15 protein-coding genes are annotated in these 13928 nt (G+C 66.2%); 6 read left to right on the top strand and 9 right to left on the bottom strand.

Annotation, left to right across the window (positions count from 1 at the left end):
- The first annotated feature begins 70 nt into the window (after positions 1-70).
- Entirely contained in the window at positions 71-433 is a 363-nt protein-coding gene (locus GGC64_RS35145) for a ClpX C4-type zinc finger protein (protein ID WP_192722728.1), read from the top strand.
- Here the strand turns inward: GGC64_RS35145 and GGC64_RS11920 are convergent.
- From GGC64_RS11920 to GGC64_RS11900, 5 genes are all read right to left on the bottom strand, one after another.
- Positions 426-839 (bottom strand): cupredoxin domain-containing protein, encoded by a 414-nt coding sequence (locus GGC64_RS11920; protein WP_192722727.1) that lies wholly within the window; start codon positions 837-839, stop codon positions 426-428. The two genes, GGC64_RS35145 and GGC64_RS11920, sit on opposite strands and share 8 nt — an antisense overlap.
- 82 nt (positions 840-921) lie before the next feature.
- Positions 922-2151: an acyl-CoA dehydrogenase family protein gene (locus GGC64_RS11915; protein WP_192722726.1), complete on the bottom strand. Its 1230-nt coding sequence runs from the start codon at positions 2149-2151 to the stop codon at positions 922-924.
- Positions 2152-2162: 11 nt separating this feature from the next.
- Entirely contained in the window at positions 2163-3179 is a 1017-nt protein-coding gene (locus GGC64_RS11910) for an LLM class flavin-dependent oxidoreductase (protein WP_192722725.1), read from the bottom strand.
- The gene (locus GGC64_RS11905) at positions 3176-4483 is read right to left on the bottom strand and encodes a glutamine synthetase family protein (protein ID WP_192722724.1); all 1308 of its coding nucleotides are present in this window, start codon (positions 4481-4483) and stop codon (positions 3176-3178) included. The genes GGC64_RS11910 and GGC64_RS11905 overlap by 4 nt, the downstream gene beginning before the upstream one ends.
- On the bottom strand, positions 4480-5910 hold the full coding sequence (locus GGC64_RS11900) for an APC family permease (protein ID WP_192722723.1): 1431 nt from the start codon (positions 5908-5910) through the stop codon (positions 4480-4482). Before GGC64_RS11900 ends, GGC64_RS11905 begins: the two co-directional genes overlap by 4 nt.
- Positions 5911-6061: 151 nt before the next feature.
- On the opposite strand from GGC64_RS11900, the gene GGC64_RS11895 reads away from it, so the two are divergent.
- Together GGC64_RS11895 and GGC64_RS11890 are read left to right on the top strand one after the other, a co-directional pair.
- The gene (locus GGC64_RS11895; protein ID WP_369435118.1) at positions 6062-6814 is read left to right on the top strand and encodes a MetQ/NlpA family ABC transporter substrate-binding protein; all 753 of its coding nucleotides are present in this window, start codon (positions 6062-6064) and stop codon (positions 6812-6814) included.
- 60 nt (positions 6815-6874) lie between these two features.
- Positions 6875-7402 carry a winged helix-turn-helix domain-containing protein gene (locus tag GGC64_RS11890; protein WP_369435119.1) on the top strand — a complete coding sequence of 176 codons (528 nt, stop codon included), beginning with the start codon at positions 6875-6877 and terminating at the stop codon, positions 7400-7402.
- A 4-nt stretch (positions 7403-7406) separates the two neighbouring features.
- On the opposite strand, the gene GGC64_RS11885 is transcribed toward GGC64_RS11890, so the two are convergent.
- The 4 genes from GGC64_RS11885 to GGC64_RS11870 form a co-directional block, all read right to left on the bottom strand.
- The gene (locus GGC64_RS11885; RefSeq protein WP_192722722.1) at positions 7407-7805 is read right to left on the bottom strand and encodes a hypothetical protein; all 399 of its coding nucleotides are present in this window, start codon (positions 7803-7805) and stop codon (positions 7407-7409) included.
- Between the two features lie 14 nt (positions 7806-7819).
- Positions 7820-8491, bottom strand: coding sequence for a YoaK family protein (locus GGC64_RS11880; RefSeq protein ID WP_192722721.1), 672 nt, complete (start codon positions 8489-8491; stop codon positions 7820-7822).
- 15 nt (positions 8492-8506) lie between these two features.
- Positions 8507-9613 carry a glycosyltransferase gene (locus GGC64_RS11875; protein ID WP_192722720.1) on the bottom strand — a complete coding sequence of 369 codons (1107 nt, stop codon included), beginning with the start codon at positions 9611-9613 and terminating at the stop codon, positions 8507-8509.
- Between the two features lie 153 nt (positions 9614-9766).
- Positions 9767-10678 carry a dienelactone hydrolase family protein gene (locus GGC64_RS11870; RefSeq protein WP_192722719.1) on the bottom strand — a complete coding sequence of 304 codons (912 nt, stop codon included), beginning with the start codon at positions 10676-10678 and terminating at the stop codon, positions 9767-9769.
- Positions 10679-10696: 18 nt separating this feature from the next.
- Here GGC64_RS11870 and GGC64_RS11865 point away from each other — a divergent pair, with 18 nt between their 5' ends.
- From GGC64_RS11865 to GGC64_RS11855, 3 genes are all read left to right on the top strand, one after another.
- Complete coding sequence (locus GGC64_RS11865) at positions 10697-11620, top strand: SDR family oxidoreductase (protein ID WP_192722718.1); 924 nt, start codon at positions 10697-10699, stop codon at positions 11618-11620.
- Between the two features lie 88 nt (positions 11621-11708).
- Entirely contained in the window at positions 11709-13493 is a 1785-nt protein-coding gene (locus tag GGC64_RS11860) for an amidohydrolase family protein (RefSeq protein ID WP_192722717.1), read from the top strand.
- Complete coding sequence (locus GGC64_RS11855) at positions 13483-13926, top strand: nuclear transport factor 2 family protein (RefSeq protein ID WP_369435120.1); 444 nt, start codon at positions 13483-13485, stop codon at positions 13924-13926. The genes GGC64_RS11860 and GGC64_RS11855 overlap by 11 nt, the downstream gene beginning before the upstream one ends.
- Positions 13927-13928 lie beyond the last annotated feature (2 nt).

The raw sequence follows: 13928 nt of genomic DNA, 5'->3' as shown, positions 1-13928 counted from the left end.
ATGCCCTACCGGGCCCACGCCTAAACCGAAATCCCGTATCACCGGGCATGTCAGGGGTAGCCTGACACGCATGGTGGCGACGATGTCCGAATTGCGCTGTTCCTTCTGCGGCAAGCAGCACACAGAGGTCGGCAAGCTCGTCGCGGGGCCCGGTGTCTATATCTGCGATGAGTGCGTCAATCTCTGCGTCGACGTCATGGCCGAGGCGACGCACACAGAGCCGCCATCGCTGCCCGAGTGGGCCACGCTATCGGATGACGAACTGCTGCAACGTATTCCGTTCATCGCTGCGTCAGCCGCCAACATCGAGGCGGGCCTTCGCGATCGTGTTGGGGAACTGCGCGAGCGCGGCGTTTCGTGGGCGCGTATCGGCACAGCGCTGGGCATGACCCGCCAGTCGGCGTGGGAGCGGTTCTCCCCAAGGGCTACTTGACGATCAGGGTGCCGTGCATCGACGGGTGATAATTGCAGTGGAAAGCGTATTCGCCCGGTTCGGTCGGCGCCGTGAACGAGCCCTGCTCCTTGCCGTCGACATCCATGTCGAACTTGCCCGCGGCGTCTGAGGTCACCGAATGCTCGACGGTGTCGTTGTTCTTGACGTTGACCTGCGCCCCGCCGGTGACGGTGATCGGAGCGCCGAAGTTCATGTCCGCAATGGTGATCGTCGCTGCGGTTGACGCCGCGGGCGCGCTGGACTTGGTTGCCTCCCCCGACGGACTCGAGGTGGCGGTTGCCGTACCGGTCTGCGAATCCTGGGAACCACCGCTCGACCCGCCGCATGCCGTGGCCAGTGCTGCAACCAGACACATGCCTGCGCAGAACAAACCGAATCTTTTCATCGTGACCCCTCTCGATCGGACCTTCGGGAGAGACACGAGTACCCGGTGGGTTTAGTTCACATTCGCCTGGGCGTCGAGTGGTTCAGAAGTAGCCGTTGGCTGGCGGCCATACCCCGTTGACCGCGTAGTTGCCCGCCGAATAAGCCTTGTAGGCCAACGGATTATGGCTCGCCACTGTCCTGGCGTTGCGCCAGTGTCGGTCCAGGTTCAGTTTGCGCGCGGTTGCTGACGCTCCCCCGGTTTCGAACAGCCGCTCGGCCGCCGCGAGCGTGAGTCTTTCGGCGACCAGCTGCGCCTTGGCGATAGTGATCGACAGTTCGGCCAGGGTTTCGGGGTCGGCCTGGCGTCCGGTGTCGACCACTGCGTCGATCGCCGCGGCGGCGGTGAGCACCAAGGCTTCTGCGGCGGCGGCGTTGGCGGCGATATCGCCGACCGCGGCGAGGATGAACGGATCGCCCGACGCGGAGTCGGCCAGCGAATGCGAGGCGGGCCGGGCCCGGTCCCGCACGTATGCGACCGCATCGTCGTACACACCGTGCGCAATGCCTGCTGCCACCGCGGCCAGGTAGAGCTGAAGGAAAGCCGTCGAGTGGCCCAGATGTTTGCCGTCGGACACCGTGGTCACCTCGAAAGGCTCGACGGCAACATCGGTGAACCGGGTGCCCCCGCTGGCGGTCAGCCGCTGGCCGAAACCGTCCCAGTCGTCGTAGAGTTCGACGCCGAGTCGGTCGGCAGGCACGATCGCTTGAAGATCCCTGCCATCGGCATCCACGGCCGAGACCGCGATCACGTCGGCGAACAGGGTGCCGGTGGAGTAGAACTTGTAGCCGTTGAGCCGCAGCACCCCGCCCGAGTCGGCGAGCAGCGTGGTGTCGGAACTACCGGGGGCCTTGCCGTTGGCGTCGGTGACCGCGTTGCCGAACACCAACCCGGAGTTGACCTTCGGGAACCAGCGCTCACGTTCGGCCTCGGTAGCCCTGTTGCTCAGCAACCGTTCGGAGAATCCGTAGTGAGCCCGAAGTGATTGCGCCACATTGGAACTGCCGCGAGCAATCTGGATGACAGCAGTGAACACATCGCGCGCGGCCCCGCCGGGCCCACCGTAGCGGGCCGGAACCCGCAGGCTCAGCAGCCCGGCGTGGCGCAGTCGTTCGACGGCGCCGTACTGCAGCACGCGTTCGCGCTCGGCGTCGGCGTCCGCGCGGCGCAACTCGTCGACGATGTCAGGCAACCGCGCCAACCGCTCAGCGATCGAGCCGCCGAGCGGCTGAGCAGAAAATGCGGGGCGGGCCCCGATCGCTTCAAGCGTCAATGTCGTCTCCTTTAGCGAAAATGCCGGATTATGTTGTCCGCGAACCGTTCCAGCTCCGCCTCCAGCGGCTGGAACTGCAACATGAACAGCTCGATGCCTGCGCCGTTGAACGCCTCGATGCGTTCGATGACCTGGCGGTAACTGCCGACCAGACCCGCGAGTGTCCCGCCGTTGGAGCCGACGCGACTGGCGCCGGCCAGCACCTTGTACATCTGGGTGTTGGGGTCGGTCCCCGACGAGATCTCGGGCCGCCGCTCGGCGTCGACAAGTGCCTGCAGATATTCCAGCTCGGCGAGCGCTTCCGCCTCGGTGTCACGTGCGATCACGAAGGCGGACAAGCCGAACCGCAACGGCGCGCGGTCGCGAGGCCGCGCCCGTAAATCGCCGATGAGGTCCATCGTCTCCGGCAGCGGTCGGCCGTTGATGAAGAACACATCGGCATGTCGGGCCGCCAGCACGCGGGCCGGTTCGGACTCGCCGCCGAAGTACACGGGCGGTGCTGGATCCGGTGTGGGTCGGATCAGTGCTGGCTGGCCGCCGCGGCCGGAGACGTCGACCTGCTTGCCAGTCCACAGGTCCAGCACCTTCTCGAGCCACTCCCGCGTGTAGACGTAGCGGTCGTCGTGGTCGGTCGCATCGAGGCCGAGTGCTTCGAGTTCGGGCAGAAACCAGCCGCTGACGACATTGATCGCGAGCCGGCCACCCGAGATGTCGGCGATATTGGCCGTCAACTTGGCGAACACCAACGGGTTGAATAACAGCGGCTTGATCGCGCCGATAAGCTCGATGCGGCTGGTTGCTTCGGCCAGCGCAGCCAGCGTCGACCACGTCTCCAGCACGTCGTCCTCGACATTGCTGGGGTGAATGACATGCTGCGCCAACAGGGTTGAGTCGAAACCTGCGCGTTCGGCACGGACCAGAAGGTCACGGTTGCGCCGGTAGCCGGCATCCGGTGCGTCGGCCGGGTGGTTGCGAGCGCCGTGGTTCCCGTAGACCGGCGCCCACACACCGAACCGTGGTGACGTCATGAACTCGTCAGGTAGCGCCGGCGTTCCCAGTCGCTGACGTGGTTGGAATACTGCTGCCATTCACTGCGGGCGATGGCCGCGAAGTCACGAACGGACTCGGCGCCGAGAATGTCGAGGATGGTGTCGTCCTGGGTGGCCAGCGCCAGTGCAACACCGAGCGATTCGGGCAGCGCTGTGCCGGTGAAATAGAGGTTGCCGCCTTCGGAGCGCGGCGGTTGACGCCGCGCTTCGAGCCCGGCGATGACGGCCGCCAGCGCCGAGGCCACCAACCAATACGGGTTGGCATCCGATGCGCCGCTGCGCAGTTCGATACGAGTCGCGGACGGATCAGCCTCGACCAGCGATCGCACTGCGGCGCTGCGGTTGTCGCGACTCCATGTCACAGTGGCCGGCGCGAACGAGTCGGGCACAAACCGCCGATACGCGTTGACCGAATGCGCGCCGAACACCGTGATCGACGGCAGGTGCTCGAGCAGCCCCGCGATCGCATGCAACGCCACCGCGTTCTCGTTGCCATCCTCGGAAGCGAAAGCAGCTGCGCCGTCGCGCCACAACGAGAGATGCAGATGCTGGGAGCTGCCGGAGTGCTCGGAGAACGGCTTGGCCATGAAGCTGGCGATCTTGCCGTGTCTGCGAGCCACCTCTTTCGCGGCGTACTTCAACCGCGCGGCATCGTCAGCGGCTTCGAGCGCATCGGTGTAGACCAGGTTGGTCTCCACTTGGCCCGGGCCGTACTCGGTTTGGATCCCCTCCAATCGCGTGAAGGCGCCGAGGGTTTCGTTGAGATCGGTGAGCAGCGGATCGAGCGCGTTGGCGTTTTCCAGCGAGTACGCGTGGATGTCATTCTGGAACGGACTGCCGTCGGCGTTCAGCAGATAGAACTCCAGCTCGACGCCCACCTTGGCGGTGTAGCCGAGCCCGGCCAGCCGGGCCAGCACCCGCTTGAGCACGGCCCGCGGATCGAGCAGCGACGGATTGCGGTCGTGCGCAACGATATCCGCGATGACGTGGCCGACACCCGACCGCCACGGCAGGGGCCGAAACGTGGCGAAGTCGGGCACCGCGAACACGTCGGGATAGCCGCCGTCCCAGTTGGTCAGCCCCAACCCGTCGATGACGGTGCCGTCGGCGTTCCACCCCAGCGAGGCTTCGCAGAACGCGAAACCATGCCCCTTCGCGCGGTCGAGGAACTGCCCCGCGGGTATCCGCTTGCCCTGCGCGTGGCCGAACGGATCGCTCCACGCCACCTCGATCTCGGTCAGCGAGCCGTCGGCGAGGACTTGCAGCAGGTCGGTTTGCGTCATGCCGTCACCCGGGTGGCCCTGGCACCCACAGCTGCCCCGGCGGCAAACGATCCGACCAGCAGGCCGATGATCACCCACGCGAGAATGCTCGAGCCGCCGACCAAGTCCTTGAGATTGGCCAGGATCAGGCCCAGCGACCCGACCAGTCCGACGAGTCCCAGCACCGGCGCGATGCGCACGCGCCACTGCGAATGCCCCCGCCTGTCGCGGCCGAAGAACACCAGCACGGCGACGCTGGTCGCGATCAGCAGCACCACGAATCCGACCGTCGTCGCGCCGGCGAACCAGGTGTAGAACTGCGCTGCCGGGTCGAGTTTGAATACCACCGCAAGAACGACGCTGACCGCGACGACACCGGAGATCCACAGCGAAGCCTGGTGCGGTGAACCGTGTTTGGTGTGCGGGTAGCTCAGCGATGCAGGCAGCACATCTTGTTGTGACAGCGCGAAGACATAGCGCGACGCGACGTTGTGGAACGACAGGATGCAGGCGTAGAGGCTGGTGAAGTACAGCACCGTGATGATGTCATTGCCTGCGACGCCGATGTAGCGCTGCGCGGTGTCGGAGAGGAAGGTGCTGCCCGCATCGGTGGCCCGGCTGACCGCCGCCTCGTCGCCCCACCCGGAAACGAGCGCCCAGCTCGTCACGGCATAAAAGACGCCGATCAGGATCAGCGCGGCGTAGGTGGCCCGCGGAATGGTGCGCTCAGGCGTGCGTGCCTCGTCGCGGAAGATCGCGGTTGCCTCGAAACCGACGAAGCTGATCAGCGCGAAGAGCAGACCGATACCGACCGAGCCGCCGAAAATCGCGCCGGGCTTGACGATGCCGGTCGACAGGCCGTGGTCCCCGCCCTGCCCGACGATGACGGCGTCGAGTACCAACACGATCGCGATTTCAGCGGTCAGCAGCACGGCAAGTACCCGGCTGGAGAGCTGGATGTTGCGGTAGCCGAGGAACGTGGTCACCGCGAATGCGATTGCGGCGAACAGCCACCACGGCAGTGCAGGCCCGCCGAACAGCTCGACGACGGCGGCGCCCGCAGGGCCGAGTAGGCCGTAGACCCCTGCCTCGATCGCCACGTAGCTCACCAGGGCGACGAACGCGATGCCGATGCCTGCGGGAAATCCCAATGCCTTACGCACGTAGGAGAAGAAAGCGCCGGCATCTTCGACATACGGCGTCAGCGCGGTGAATCCGACGGCGAAGAACAGCAGGATCACCGTGGAGGCGATGAAGGTCGCCGGGAAGCCTGCACCGTTTCCCGAAGCGAGACCGAGCGGCACCACGCCGCCGATCACGCCCAGTGGTGCGGCGGCGGCGACGACCATGAACACGATCGCCGCAACGCCGAGGTTGCCCTTCAGCTGGCGCACCGGCGTTGGTGAACGCTCCGCCAAAGCCTCTGGGGTGGTGGTGGTTTCGGACATAGGTGACCGTCCTGTCGGTGGTAGTTGAGCCGACGATAGGGACAACACCATGGGCGACACCACATCTGGAGTCACCGTGAGTCATATGTCGTCACAATTGGACACATTCGCCGGGCTTGCGGGCTGCGCGTGTGTCGGTAGTGTTCGGGCGGTGAGCAGCTCGGTGCGTGCCGTCGGCAGCTTGGGCAAGCGACCGCTGCGGGTTGGTGCCACGCCGGTGCCTCACGCCGAAATCCTGGACTTCGTTCGCGAGCCACTCGCCGCGTTAGACATCGATCTGCAGATCGAGATCTTCGAGAGTTTCGATGAGCCGAACGATCTCCTGGTCGCTGGCCGGTTGCACGCCAACTTCTTTCAGTACCTGCCGTTTCTCGACGATTTCAACCGTCGCACCGGCAACGGGCTGGTGCCGGTGGCGCCGGTTCACATCGAACCGTTCGGGTTGTATTCGACGACGATTCCCGAGCTGGCTGCGATTCCCGAGTACGCCGAGGTTGCGTTGCCGTCGGATCCGGTCAACGTGGACCGGTCGCTGGTGATGTTGGACGAGTTGGGGCTGATCGAATGCCGGCCTGCCGACCGGGGCCTGGCGAACGTCGGTGACGTGCGGTCCAATCCACGGCGACTGGTGTTCAAGGAGCTGACCAGTTGGCTGCTCGGCGACGTGCGACGGGACTTCGATGTGGTGTTCCTGTTCGGCAACCAGGCGATGGAATGGGGTGTCGACACCGGCACCGCGCTGTATTGCGACCGGGGAAACCCGGCGTACGCGGAATATCTGGTGGCGCGGCCGGACAATTGCCATAGCCCGGCTGTCCGCGCGCTGGCGGAGGCGCTGAACTGCGAGTCCACCCGCGAGTTCATCACCAACACCTATGCCGGGCAGGTGCTGGCGGCGTTCTGAATTGCGCTCAGCGCGACGTTAACCCTGTCACCTGGGCTGCTGGCCCGCGAGAGTGATCGGGTGTACCAAGCGGCATCGCAGCCAGCACGGCCGTCTGTCGAGACCGTCAGAGTGGTGCTGGTGCTCGACGTGCCCGCCTCTTCTGCCGGGTTGTCTAGGCGCACAGCGCAACTGGCCGATGAGTTCGGCCGCGTGATCGTGCAGTCGCTGCCGGGCGTGCGCGCCCACCGGGCGGTGGTGACGGCTGGCCCGACACGGACGGCCACCCTTCCGTCGGCCGGCCTGACGATCGACAGGGTCAACCGTGAGGTGCGTCTCGACGGCGAGCGGCTGCGCCTGACCTATCGCGAGTTCGAGCTGCTGTGCTATCTGGCGGAGTTTCCTGGGCGCCCAGTTGCACGTGCCGAGCTGATGCGCGAGGTGTGGCAAGACAGGGCGCCGGGTGGCGAGGTTTCGGTTCGCACGATCGATACCCATGTCCGGCGACTGCGGGCCAAGCTGGGCCAGTACGCGCGGGTGTTGACGACCATCCGCGGTCGGGGCTATCGGTTCGAACCGGCCCCCGGCGTGCGATACCTCGCCGCCTGACGATTTACAGGGTCGCGGTCAGCGGGCCCATCGAACGGCAGACCGGTTGCGGCGGGTTGCCGGTGTTCGCGCAGCCCCGTCCCGTCGCGATGTACGTCGCGCCTGGCCGGTACGGCTGGTAGAACACTTGCGCGGTCAGAATCCCGTTCTGCTGTGCGCACTGGCCGGGGCCGTCGCCGCCCTGCAACTGCACGCACGCCACGGTCATGTACCCGACCGACTGGTCACACGCCGCGAGCGAGAGTGTCGCGGTCACGGCCGTGCCGCTGCCGAGCGGCGAGACGTGCGGCGGGGACAGCGTGTATTGGCACGGCGGCTGGGCCGGTTCGGCGGTTGCGGTGGGCGCGACGGTTGCGAGGCCCACCGTCACCGCGGCGAACAGGACCATCGACGACCGGAACATGTCTGGATGGTAGTTCACCGCAGGTGCCGTTCATCGACGATGAACAGACATAGTGTGACCGCAAGGAAACCGGCGGGCAGCCAGATCGCGTGCACACCCCAGGCCCGACTGGCGAACGCGCCGATCAGCGCCCCTGCCGCGAACGCGACGATCAGCGTGCCGTACACCCCGAACGCCCGGCGCGACTCCGCGTGCTTCTCGACGAAGCCGTCGTATCCGGCCTCGACGAACCGCATCAGGTTGCCGGTGGTGGCCACGGGTAGATAGACGAGTTCACCGACGTTGCGGAACAGGCCGATCTGCATGGCGGCCAGAAACGAGATCGGCACGGTGACGTAGCTGTGCGGGACCGACGCCGGCACGAAGCCGATCGCCGCGAGGGCGACGACCTGGACAGCCATCGTCCACACCAGCGGGCGCGCCACGAAGTGATGCGCGCGGCCGGACTTGATATGCGAGGCCAACCCGACGCCGGCGATGAACGCCAACAGCGGCCAGAGATGGGCGAGCGCCAAGGTCCACTCCCGCTTCGAGGTGTCGATGGCGCCGAAGATCACGTTGGCGGTCTGCACGTTGGCGAACACGCCGCCGCGCGCAAGGTAGGTGTGTGCGTCGAGGAACCCGTTGGCCAGGGTCAGCAGCAGCGCGAACCACAGGCTTCTCGTGCGCTCGGTGTCCGCGGCCATCCGGCCAAAGTAGCGTTAGCTTGCGCCCAGTGCGCTGAGCATGCCCGCCGCAGACCGGGGCCAGGTGAACTGTTCGGCGCGCCGGCGTGCGCTGTCGCGGCGCAGCGCTTCGGGCCTGCTGATGATCGAGGTGACGGCGCTGGCGATTGCGTCGGGATCGTTTTCCGCGGTGGCGCCGCTGTCGGTGGTCAGGATTTCGGCGAGCGCCGACGTGCGGGACACCACGGCCGGTGTGCCGGAAGCGAGCGCTTCCAGCGCCGCCAGCCCGAATGTTTCGTGCGGTCCCGGTGCGAGCGCGACGTCGGCGGTGGCCAGGATGGTCGCGACGGTGTCGCGGCAGCCGATGAAGCCGGTGAAGTCAACGGGCAGGCCGGCGGCCTGACGTTCGAGCCTGGCGCGCATCGGACCCTCACCGACCACCACAAGCCTGGCGTCGACACCCGAATCACGCAGTGCGGCAACGGTATCAATGCTGCGATGGGCATGCTTTTCCACGGAGAGCCGACCACAGTGCACCAGCAGTGTCTGGCCGGGTTGGGCCCAGCGCTGCCGGAGATCCGCTGAATGTCTGCGTGGGTGGAACTGGTCGAGGTCGACGCCGAGTGGCACGGTCATGACGTTGGTCGCGTGGATGCGGTCGAACTCTTCGCGGGCGAACGCCGTCGTGCAGACGATCGCGTCGTAGCTGGCGGCGGTGCGGCGGTTGGCGACGTTCGCGATCGACCGCGCGATGCGTGCCGGAAGTATCTGTCCGACAAGGCGATCCAGACGTTCGTGGGAGATCATCACGGTGCCAACGTCGTGTCGCCTGCCCCAGCCGCCGAGCGACCGCAGGGTCAGCCGGTCCGACACCTCCAGCGCGTCCGGTGCCAGCCGTCCGAGCAGTGAGGTGACCGGACCGGGCAGCACCGCGCGATAGCCGCCGGTGAACGGGATCAGCCTGGCGGGCAAGGAAATACGGACGACGCCGGTCGGCAGCTCACGCCACTCCGAGTACCGTCCCGGGACGACGAGGAAGACCTCGTGGCCCGCGGCGCAGTACTCGGCGCCCAGTCGGTCGACGGCCGTGCGCAGGCCCCCCGAGCGCGGGCCGTAGAAATTGGCAACCTGCACGACCCGCATGTGATGAATCAGAACCGGCACGCGTGTTCGGTCAACAACGCGACATCAACCGGCAGGCGAATTAACGGCGAACAGACGCAAAAGGCCCCGACACGCCGGGAAAAAGGGGCACTTTCGGTCTGCTCGCGGTGTGGGCCCAGCTCGCGCGGAAACTCAGCCCACGTATTGGGTCAGCCACTCCTGTACCTTGCGCCACGCGTCGTCGGCCGCGGGGGCGCTGTAGCGATCACCCGTGTCGTTGAAGAACGCGTGGTTGGCGTTGGGTTCGGTGACGAGCTGGTGCACCATCCCGGCCTGCTCGAGTGCAGCCCTGACGACCGGCTCGGTGGCGTTCACCCGTTGGTCCTGCTCGCCATAGAATGCAAGCACGGCAACGTCTTTCGAGCCGCGGAAGTCAGGTTTGTCAGGTGCTGGCCCATAGAACGGGAATGCGGCAGCCAGTTGTGATGCACCGGACGCGAGCAGCTGCCAGACCAAGCCGCCGCCCATGCAGAACCCGACGACCGCCAGCTTTTTGCCGGGAACGCGACGCGCCAGTTCGCCGATGCCCGACTGCAGGTTGGCGATGAACTCCTGCGGCGGGATGTTGCCCAGCGCCGCAGTGGCCGCCGCCGGGTCCGTGAACTTCGCGGTTCCGCCCTGCCCGGAGAGCAGATCGATCGCCAGCCCCGAGTAGCCGATGCCTGCGAACCGACCCGCCACCGACCGGACCCAGTCGGTGAGGCCCTTGTTCTCGTGGATGACCAGGATGCCGCCCTTGGCATTCGGCGCTTCCGCCCACGCGGCCTGCAGCTGACCCTGCGGGCCGGCCCACGTGATCGGCTTGGTGGGCAGCGCCTTCGCCGACCCCGGCGGCACGGAAGGAGACGTCGCGGCCCCGCTCGACGTCACCGGCGCGTTCGACGTCGTCTTCTTGTTGTCCCCGCACGCGGCGATCAATGCGGTGGCCGCAGCCGTGCTCACCCCGAGCAGTGCCAGCCGGCGCAGGGCTTCGCGTCTGGACAACAAACCGTCGACATGATCCGTGGCGATTTCTTCGGCGATATAGCGCTGTAGCGGGGTCACATTGGCGAGTATGCCTGTATGAACTGGACGCCGGATGCGGATGCGCTGCGCGGGCGCGTAGCGGTGGTCGCTGGTGCAACGCGCGGGGCCGGGCGCGGTATCGCCGCGGCACTCGGCGAAGCAGGCGCGACCGTGATCTGCACCGGACGTAGCAGCGTCGCGGGCAACGCGCAGTCCGACTACGACCGCCCGGAAACCATCGAAGAGACAGCCGAACTGGTGACCTCCCTCGGCGGCGTCGGCATCCCGATCCAGGTCGACCATCTCGACATCGCGCAAGTGCAGGCGCTCGCCGAGCGGATCGGCAACGACCACGGCGCCATCGACATCCTGGTCAACGACATCTGGGGTGCCGAGGTGCTCAAGGGTCACCCGCCGACGTGGAACCGGCCCATCTGGGAGCACGACCTCAACGACGGCCTACGAATACTGTCGCTGGGCGTCGGTACCCATCTGATCACCGCGCACTGTCTGCTGCCGCTGCTCATCGCGCGCCCAGGCGGCCTGCACGTCGAAGTCACTGACGGCACAAAGGAATACAACGATCACGAGTACCGGATCTCGGTCTTCTACGACCTGTCGAAGGTCGCGGTGAACAGGCTGGGGTACAGCCTCGGCCACGATCTCGCACAATTCGGTGCCACCGCCGTCGCCGTGACGCCGGGCTGGCTGCGCTCGGAGATGATGCTCGACAACTGGGGTGTCACCGAAGAGAACTGGCAGACCGCACTCGACCCGAACCGTTCCGACGGGCCAATCGCTCCCCCGGGATTCGCGGTCTCGGAGTCGCCGCGGTTCGTCGGACGCGGCGTGGCCGCCATGGCCGCCGACGAGGGCCGCGCGCGCTGGAATCAGTGCTCTATCACCTCCGCGGAGCTGGCCCGCGAGTACGGCTTCACCGACATCGACGGCCAGCAGCCGGACGGGTGGGCCGAGGTATAAGGCCAGCTCAGCAACCAAAGTAGACATTTTCTGAAATCTGTTCACCGATTTCGTTGACACCCATCGACGTGGGCTGTTCTATGACTTGGTGAGCTTCGACACGATCATCCGAAACGGCCGCTGGTTCGACGGCAGCGGCGCCCCTTCGGCGGTGCGCAGCATCGGCATCCGCGACGGCCACGTCGTGGCGATCTCACCGGATGATCTTGACGACAAGGACTGCCAACGCGTCATCGATGCGACCGGCAAGTGGGTGCTGCCCGGCATGCTCGACATCCACACCCACTACGACGTCGAGGTGCTCAACGGTCCGTCGCTGTCGGAGTCCCTCCGCCACGGTGTGACGACCGTGATGCTGGGATCCTGTTCGTTGTCGACGATCTACGTGGACGGCGAGGACGCCGGCGACATCTTCGGCAGGGTCGAGGCCATCCCGCGCGAACACGTCATCGCCGCGGTCGACGAGCACAAGACGTGGACGAACGCCGAGGAGTACATACGGGCGCTGGAAGCGCGACCGCTCGGCCCGAACGTGGCCGCGTTCATCGGCCACTCCGATATGCGGGCAGCCACCATGGGCCTGGATCGGGCGACGCAGAAGAGCGTGCGACCGACCAGAACCGAGCAGGCCCGGATGGAGGAGATGCTCGCAGAGGCGCTGCGGGCCGGCTTCGTCGGAATGTCTTCGCAACAGCTGCTTTTCGACAAGCTCGACGGTGAGATCTGCCGGTCACGCACGTTGCCGTCGACGTATGCCAAGCCGCGCGAGTTGCGCCGGTTGAAGTCGCTGTTGCGGCGCGCAGGCCGGATCCTGCAGTCGGGGCCCGATATTGCGAACCCGGTCAACCTCGGCTCGCAACTCGCACAGTCGCTCGGCTTCTTCCGCAACCCTCTGAAGACCAGCCTGCTGTCGGCGGCCGACGTCAAGTCGAACCCCTACGCCATCTGGGGTATGGGGCCTGCGGCCAGGCTGATCAACCGCCTCGGCGGCAACTTCCGCTGGCAGCATCTGCCCGTGCCGTTCGAGGTGTACGCCGACGGCATCGATCTGGTGGTGTTCGAGGAGTTCGGCGCGGGCGCGGCGGCGCTGCATCTGCGCGACGAGGTGGAGCGCAACGAACTGCTGCGCGATGAGTCCTACCGCCGCGAATTCCGCAAGCAGTACGAGAGCAAATTCGGCGTGCGGGTGTGGCAGCGCGACTTCTTCGATGCCGAAATCGTCGACTGCCCAGACGCATCGGTGATCGGCAAGTCCTTCGGCGAGGTCGGCCAGGACCGCGGCGGCCTGCACCCCGTCGACGCCTTCCTCGATCTCGTGCTGGAGCACGGCACCGCGTTGCGCTGGCGCACCACGATTTCCAACCACCGTCCCGAGGTTCTGAAGAAACTCGCACGCGAGCCCGGTATCCAGATGGGCTTCTCCGACGCAGGCGCGCACCTTCGCAACATGGCGTTCTACAACATGGGCCTTCGACTGCTGCGCCATGTCAACGACGCGCAGAAGGCAGGCAGCCCATTCATGACCGTCGAGCAGGCCGTGCACCGGCTGACCGGCGAGTTGGCCGACTGGTATCGCATCGACGCCGGCCATCTGCGCATCGGCGACCGCGCCGACGTCGTCGTGATCGACCCCGAACGCCTCGACGCGGCGCTGGACGACTACGCGGAGAGCAGCGTCGAGCAGTACGGCGGGCTGTCGCGAATGGTGAACCGCAACGACGACACCGTCACCGCGGTCCTGGTCGGCGGTCGCGCGGTGTTCCTCGACGGCAACGCCACCGACATCGTCGGCAAGCAGCGCACCGGCCGCTTCCTGCGCGCCGCACACCAGACCCCTGCAATTGCGGAAAGCGAGTTGGCAAGTGTCAGTTGAAGAAACCGTTCGTGGAATGTGGAAGGCGCTGTCGGCTCGGGACTGGAACGGGATGAAGCCGTTCCTGTCCGACGACTGCATATATTACGACGTAGCGGTTGGGCCCGCCGCGGCCGCGCGCGGCCCCGAAGACATTGTCAAACGCATCAGGATCGCGTTCGATCACCTGTCGGACTACGAGAACTTCGACGGTCTGCTGCTGACCAACGGGGCCGACGTCATGTACGAGCACCATGAGGAATGGCACTGGCCCACAGGCGAATCCGCGATCAACAGGTTCGTCACCGTGCACCGGGTCGAGAACGGCAAGATCACCCTGTGGAAGGACTACTGGGACATGGCGACGCTGGCCAATTCCGCGCCGCCGACGTGGCAAGAGGATCTGATGAACGCCGACATGTCGTGGATGTTCGACGCGACCGGCCTGGTCTGAGG

It is taken from the genome of Mycobacterium sp. OAS707 (assembly GCF_014873705.1).
Taxonomy (GTDB): domain Bacteria; phylum Actinomycetota; class Actinomycetes; order Mycobacteriales; family Mycobacteriaceae; genus Mycobacterium.
This window is presented reverse-complemented; position numbering and strand designations above follow the sequence as displayed.